Genomic DNA, 6,376 nt, shown 5'->3' with positions numbered 1-6,376 from the left:
TTTGGCGCGAGCCTACGGGCCCTCATCTGAAGAAACGACGCTTAACTTAGCGGTATTGGGCTTTAGCCGCCCACGGTCGCTGCGTCGCAGCGACCGGGAGTCGCCTAAAGACTTGGACACCAACGATTGCGGAATCCAAAATTGCAATGTTCGAACGCGTGCGCCGCCAAAGCGGACCAAGCAGAGAACAATAGCATGCCTGGGCGACGGGCTACTTCCGCTTCTTGCCCTTACCCACAATCGCGGCACGGTTTTTCGCGAAACCGGCCGCGTCGCGTTTGGCCAGTAGCTGTGTTTGCATCCTCTCGAGCACGCCGGCGTACTCGGGGTTCTGGGCCTGGTTGGTGAACTCACCGGGATCGTTTTTCAGATCATAAAGCTCCATCCCATCGTCGCCGAAGCCCCACTGGGTGAAACGCCAGTCGTGGGTGCGTAGCGACTCCCCGCCGCTACGGCTGATCGTGAATGCTTGATCCTTCGTCCATGCGGACGACTCGACATCCAACAGCAGCGGTTTCAAACTGGTGCCCTGCAGCGTTTCAGGAGCGGGAACACCGGCCAGCTCGGCCAGCGTCGGATACAGATCGACCAACTCCGTGATCTTTGCCGTTCCATGGCCGTGCTGGTCCTTCAGCCATGGCACACTGACGATGAACGGAACCCGCGTCGCTTCTTCGAACAAGTGCTGCTTTTGGAACTTGTGATGATGCCCCAGCAGGTAACCGTGGTCGCTGGTGAACACGACGATGGTGTTGTCCCGCAAGCCATTTTTTTCGAGCGCATCTAACACGCGTCCGACTTGGGCATCCATGTACGACACGCTGGCGTAGTAGGCCTGTAACAATCCCTTGTGCAGTTCCGGTGTGACACCGTAGGTGGTGCTGTTGGCTTTGTAGCCGCGAATAATTTCCGGCACATCTTCAAGATCATTTTCAGGAACCAACGGCGCTACCATGGCGCCCCGGTCGTAGCGATCAAAGTATGGCTCGGGGGCGACCAGTGGCACGTGCGGACGGACAAAGCCCACGGCCAGAAAGAACGGTTTGTCCTTGACGCGATCAAGAATTTCGATGGCCCGGTCGGCTGCCATGCCGTCGGCGTGCTCGTGATCCCCTGTCGACGCCACCACTCCGGTGAAACTCTGCGTGCCCTTGTCCTTGGGCGACCAGTTGGTCGATTCCCCCGGCGCATGTTGCTCGGGTGCTTTGATATTGATCGCCTCGTCCCAAGAAAACGGGTCATCGCGTTCGGCGGTGCCGGCAATGATTTCGTTGGGGATTCCCATGTGATAGATTTTGCTGACGCGCGCGGCATAGTAACCTTGCTTGCGGAAGGTCTGTGACAGCGTGACCACGTTCGGCATGCTGCCGCGCAGGGTGCCCGCGTTGCCCAGCGTCAGATTCGAATACGGGTACAGCCCCGACATGATCGAGGCACGCGACGCACCACAGACCGGATACTGACAGTGCATGTTCTCGAACTTCACACCGCGATCCACCAAACGATCCAGATTCGGCGTCTTGCACTGCGGGTGGCCGAAACCACTCAGCGAAGTATTCAGGTCATCGGCGATCAAGAACAAGACGTTCGGTTTCTCAGGCTCGGCGAGGGCGGGGGAAGTCAATGCCATCCCCAGCACGGTCATCCCCAGCACAGCCGCGATGGCAGGGCAGGTGTTTTTCATGAATCGATCTTGGGTTTCGTTCTCGGGAAAGCCGTCCGGCAACAAACGATGGTCGGAGACGCTGCTATGATACAGCGGGACCCCCGCTGCCACCGACCAAAGAGAGGACGAAAGCTCCGATGATGCCAAAATCGAGATTCAGAGACTGCTTCGTTCTGTTGATGCTTCTGTCGGCGCCCCTTGCGATGCGGGTCGTCGCTCCGCAGGTATCGGCGCAGGAATCGGCGCAGCAATCGGTGCGACTGCCCGATCCCGACCGAAAGCCGGCGGCCACTGACAAGCCCGTCAAGGTCTTCATCCTGCTGGGACAGTCCAACATGCTGGGCTTCGGTCGAATCGATCCGCAAGACACCAGCGGGACGCTCTCTCATCTGGTCAAAGGTCAGGGAAAGTATCCGCACCTGATCGACGAAGACGGCAACTGGACCGAGCGGAACGACGTGCGGAACGTTCATGTGATGGACAAACGCGGCGCCGGCCTGACGGACTTCGCAACCTTCCAGGACGTCAAGAATGAATGGTTGACCGTCAAGAAAGGCCATATCGGCCCGGAGCTTCAGTTCGGACACATCATGGGACACCTCCACGAGGAGCCCGTGTTGATTCTCAAGGCTTGTATCGGCAATCGCAGTCTGGGCTGGGACTTGCTGCCGCCGGGGAGCGAGCGTTATGAGTTCGAAGGCAAGACGTACGCCGGTTACAAGGACAACCCGTCTTCGTGGGTCGAGGGCGAACCGAAAAAAGAAGTTGCATGGTACGCGGGCCGACAATACGACGCCGACACGCAGCACGCCAAAGAGGTGTTGAAGAACCTTGGTAAGTATTACCCCGGCTACAACGGCCAAGGGTACGAAGTCGCCGGCTTTGTCTTCTGGCAGGGCCACAAAGACCAAAACGCGGCGCACGCCAGTCGGTATGAACAAAATCTGGTTCGCTTCATCAAGACACTGCGCAACGATTTCGAAGCGCCCGATGCGAAGTTTGTGCTCGCGACGATCGCGTTCGGTGGCGAGGCACTTGAAGGTCACGGTTTGACCATCGTCAACGCACAACTGGCGGTCAGCGGAGAGCGGGGCAAGTACCCGGAATTCAAAGGCAACGTGAAAGCCATCGACGCGCGGCCGTTCTGGCGCGACAAGTCGGTCTCACCCAGCGGCGCGGGATACCACTACAACCACAACGCCGAAACCTACATGGAAGTCGGCAACGCGCTGGGCTGGGCGATGGCGGAGTTGCTCGCTGGTGAAAACTGAACCGATTGCGACGGTTCGCAGCAGTTGGGTTCTCATCCGCCGAAGTGAATCGTGACGTCGTAGACGGCTCGCCCCAATAGGCGATCGGCGAAATCGACAACCATTTGATCGGTGCTGCGCTGGAGCACCGCCATCTCACGCGCCTGGTTGATCGACATCTTGGCGGACGAAAAAAGGAAGGGACCGCAACGAGACTTACTCCGAAGCGACCGGGCCTTGGGTCATCAGGTAAGCGACTAAGTTCGTGACATCCGTTTCACTCAGATAGGTCAGAATACCATCGGGCATCAATGACAACTGGGACAATTTTCGCTGGGCGATCAATCCCTTGTCCACTTGTTCGATCTGCTTTTGTGTTTGCAGCGTGATGACGTTGTCGTTTTCGGCCGTCACGACGCCGGTCAAGACGCGTCCGTCCTGCAACAGAAAAACGCTCATGCGATAAGCCGCCGGGACGACCGCGCTGGGGTCGAAAACGTTGCCGAGCAGGTAGTCCAGGTTGTGCCGATCGCTGCCGGTCAGGTTGGGACCGATCGGCTGCCCGTCGCCGTAAAGCTGATGGCAGGACGCACATTGTTGCAGATAGATCGCTTTGCCCGCGACCGGATCGGCGGCACCGATGCGGTCGGCGGTCAGCAAGCTTTTCCACCGCGCCATCTCCTGCTTCTTTGCTTCGGGGGTCTCACGAATGTTCCCCCAAACCTGTCGCAACCGCTCGCTCAGTTTGGCGTCGCCGTGATTCTCGATCTGGCGTGCTTGATAAGGCGAAATCGCGTCGGCCGGGATCTTGCCCGCCTCGATGGCCGCAAGCAAATCGAATGCGTGCTGCTTTCGCGCCACCAATGAATCGATCGCGGCGCTGCGATCGACGACGGATCGTCGCCAGCGATTGATCAGACGAATCGAAACCCCCGGCGCCTCGTAGTGTGCCAACGCGCGAACGACCTCGCCCGCGATGACATGATCATTGATCGCGGCGATTAGCTTGGGCAGCAGATCGTCGCTCGGCTGTCGCATCAGACTGTTCACGGCCGCCCGCCGATTCGCCGGATCCGCCTCGGTGTCAAACGCCAGCGTGACCACGGCGTCACGAGCACGCCCGTCGCCGAAAACCAACGAGAGTTCTTGCACCAATTGTTTTTCAACGGCCGAACCGTCACGCTGCACCGCCGCAGCGACCGCATCCCAGTTCGGTGGCGCTGCGGCGCGCGCTCGGCCCCGCAGTCCCTGGCCCAATCCTTGCAACACCTCGGGACGAATGTCGGCCGACTGTGATGCCAGCGACGCCGCCAGCACTCGTTCGACTGCCGCCGGTTGCTCGTCGAGTGATTCGCCGAGCCGACGTGCGATCAAGGAGCGGATTCTTGGAATCCGTGTCTGGATCGCCAGCTTCACCGCATCGTCGGCATGTTCGACCACCGCTTCTTCGACTCCGTACCAGATCATCAGCGGTTGTTGACGATCGTCGGCATCCTCGTTTCGCTCGCAGAGCGCCGCGGCCACTTCGATTCGGCGGTCGATCGGCAACCGTTGCAGGCCTGCGGCCACTTCGCCCCGCACCAGACCCGACGCCTCGGTTCGAGCAAGGTGAACCAAACGATCGACCGTCGTCGCTTGGGCGCCAAAATCTTCGCACAAGAACCGCACGCCCATCGCACGCCGGGCTTCCTCGTCGGATTCGAGCAAGGCGTTGATCTGATCGCTCCCGAAATCCGACTGCGCCCGGGCGGTCAACCAGTCGGCGTGCTGGGGTTTCGCTGCTCCCTTGGCATCGCCCTCGTAGACGACTCGATAAATCCGACCGCTGCGGCGATGCAGCCCGGTGTTGTCGTGGCACTCGCCGGTGTCCGACCAATCATTGATCCACAGCTGGCCGTCCGGACCGGCGATGACGTCCAGCCCGCGGAAAAACGGATCCTTCATCAACAGGAAGTCTTCGCCGTGATGGGCGACATAGCCACAGCCCTCACGCTCCAAGATGTCGCGATTGATGCGTCGACCGTGAAGATTGCACGTGAACAGATTGCCCGCGTACTCGTCGGGCCAGACGCCGCTCTTGTAGATCAAGCATCCCATGTGGGCGTGTCCACCGCCGAGCGCCGACGTGCTGCTGCTGAGTCCTTCGCGGATCGTGTTCCAATCTTCTTTCCCCGTGTCCCAATGAAAGTGATCCGCGGTTTGCGAGATCACTTCATAGGCATGCGGATTCACCGAGGCGCCGAACATGCGTTCGTAGTACGCACCGGGGAAGGCGTGCCACAAGTGACCGATCACCGTGTTGGTGTAAAACAGTTGGCCGTCGGCGTTCCAGTCCAGTCCCCAGGGATTCGTCCCACCGTGGCAAAACACTTCAAACGTTTGCCGTTTGATGTGATAGCGCCAGATCGCCGTGTTGACGGATGTTCGTCGGCCGTCCGGCGTTCCGGGTTTGCCGACCAGGGAAACGGACAAGATTCCGTGACGACCGTACAGCCAACCATCGGGGCCGACTTTCAAACCGTTCGCCACATTGTGACTGCTCGTGTCGACTTCGAATCCGTCCAAGACCACTTCGGGTTCGCCGTCGGGGACATCATCCCCATCGGCGTCGGCGATGAACAGCAATTGGGGTGGACACAACGCGTAGACGCCGCCATCGACGTGAGCGAGGCTGGTCAGACGATTCGCCTGGTCCCAAAACACGTCTCGTTTGTCGGCACGCCCGTCACCGTCGGTGTCTTCCAAGATGATGATGCGATCACGCAGGTCATCGACCCAGCGGTCCGGCCGTTCGGCGTAGGTGTAACACTCGGCGACCCACAGCCGGCCGCGGCCATCAAAACACATCGCGATCGGCTGTTGCACGTCCGGTTCGCTGGCGAACACTTCGCAGCGAAACCCCGGTGGCAAGACCGCCGTCGCCGCCGCCTGTTCGGCCGACATCGGTGATGTTTTTTCCGGCTCGCTGTCGTACGGCTGGGGGAAGTCGTGGTCATGGTCGCCCGGTGACGTGGAGACCGGCGTCTGCGCTGACAGGCACGGGCCGAAAAACGCTCCGCAGATCATAACGCCAAAGAAAGTGGAGAGCGGTTTCGTGAAAGTCATCGGTGATCCTTCGAGAACATTTCCCGAGTCGGGCGGGGTGGGACATCGTGGCGGGCTGACATCATACATCGGTCGGTCCGTCTATGGCTCTTTGTCATACAGGTTTCCCCACTCGTTACCAGGCTCCGCCTTGTAACGCACTGCTCCGGAGGCTCCCGCCTCCAGCGACCGCGTGAGGCAGAGCCCTCACCGCCACCGCGTTCCCAGGCAGAGCCCCACGCCGTGAACGATTTGTTAGCGGCAGGGCGCGAGCCCTCCGGTGTGTTGGCAATAACAAGGAACTGGAGAGCTCGCGGCTGTCGACTTAGTGGAATTGGTCGAGGCAATGGTGAGCCGCTGGCCGTAAGGCCTCGGG

4 protein-coding genes are annotated in these 6,376 nt (G+C 60.1%); 1 reads left to right on the top strand and 3 read right to left on the bottom strand.

Translation table 11 applies throughout. The features are described 5' to 3' along the window. Positions 1–211: 211 nt before the first annotated feature. Positions 212–1,684, bottom strand: coding sequence for a sulfatase (locus NZK35_RS30790; protein WP_259636371.1), 1,473 nt, complete (start codon positions 1,682–1,684; stop codon positions 212–214). Positions 1,685–1,845: 161 nt separating this feature from the next. Here NZK35_RS30790 and NZK35_RS30785 point away from each other — a divergent pair, with 161 nt between their 5' ends. Then, on the top strand, positions 1,846–2,937 hold the full coding sequence (locus tag NZK35_RS30785) for a sialate O-acetylesterase (RefSeq protein WP_259636372.1): 1,092 nt from the start codon (positions 1,846–1,848) through the stop codon (positions 2,935–2,937). A gap of 32 nt (positions 2,938–2,969) precedes the next feature. Here NZK35_RS30785 and NZK35_RS30780 read toward each other — a convergent pair whose 3' ends face one another. Beyond that, a complete protein-coding gene (locus NZK35_RS30780; RefSeq protein ID WP_259636370.1) occupies positions 2,970–3,095 on the bottom strand; it encodes a hypothetical protein in 126 nt (41 codons plus the stop codon). A gap of 37 nt (positions 3,096–3,132) precedes the next feature. Beyond that, positions 3,133–6,021 (bottom strand): PVC-type heme-binding CxxCH protein, encoded by a 2,889-nt coding sequence (locus NZK35_RS30775; RefSeq protein ID WP_259636369.1) that lies wholly within the window; start codon positions 6,019–6,021, stop codon positions 3,133–3,135. Positions 6,022–6,376 lie beyond the last annotated feature (355 nt).

The organism is Stieleria sedimenti (assembly GCF_025060895.1).
Taxonomy (GTDB): domain Bacteria; phylum Planctomycetota; class Planctomycetia; order Pirellulales; family Pirellulaceae; genus Stieleria; species Stieleria sedimenti.
This window is presented reverse-complemented; position numbering and strand designations above follow the sequence as displayed.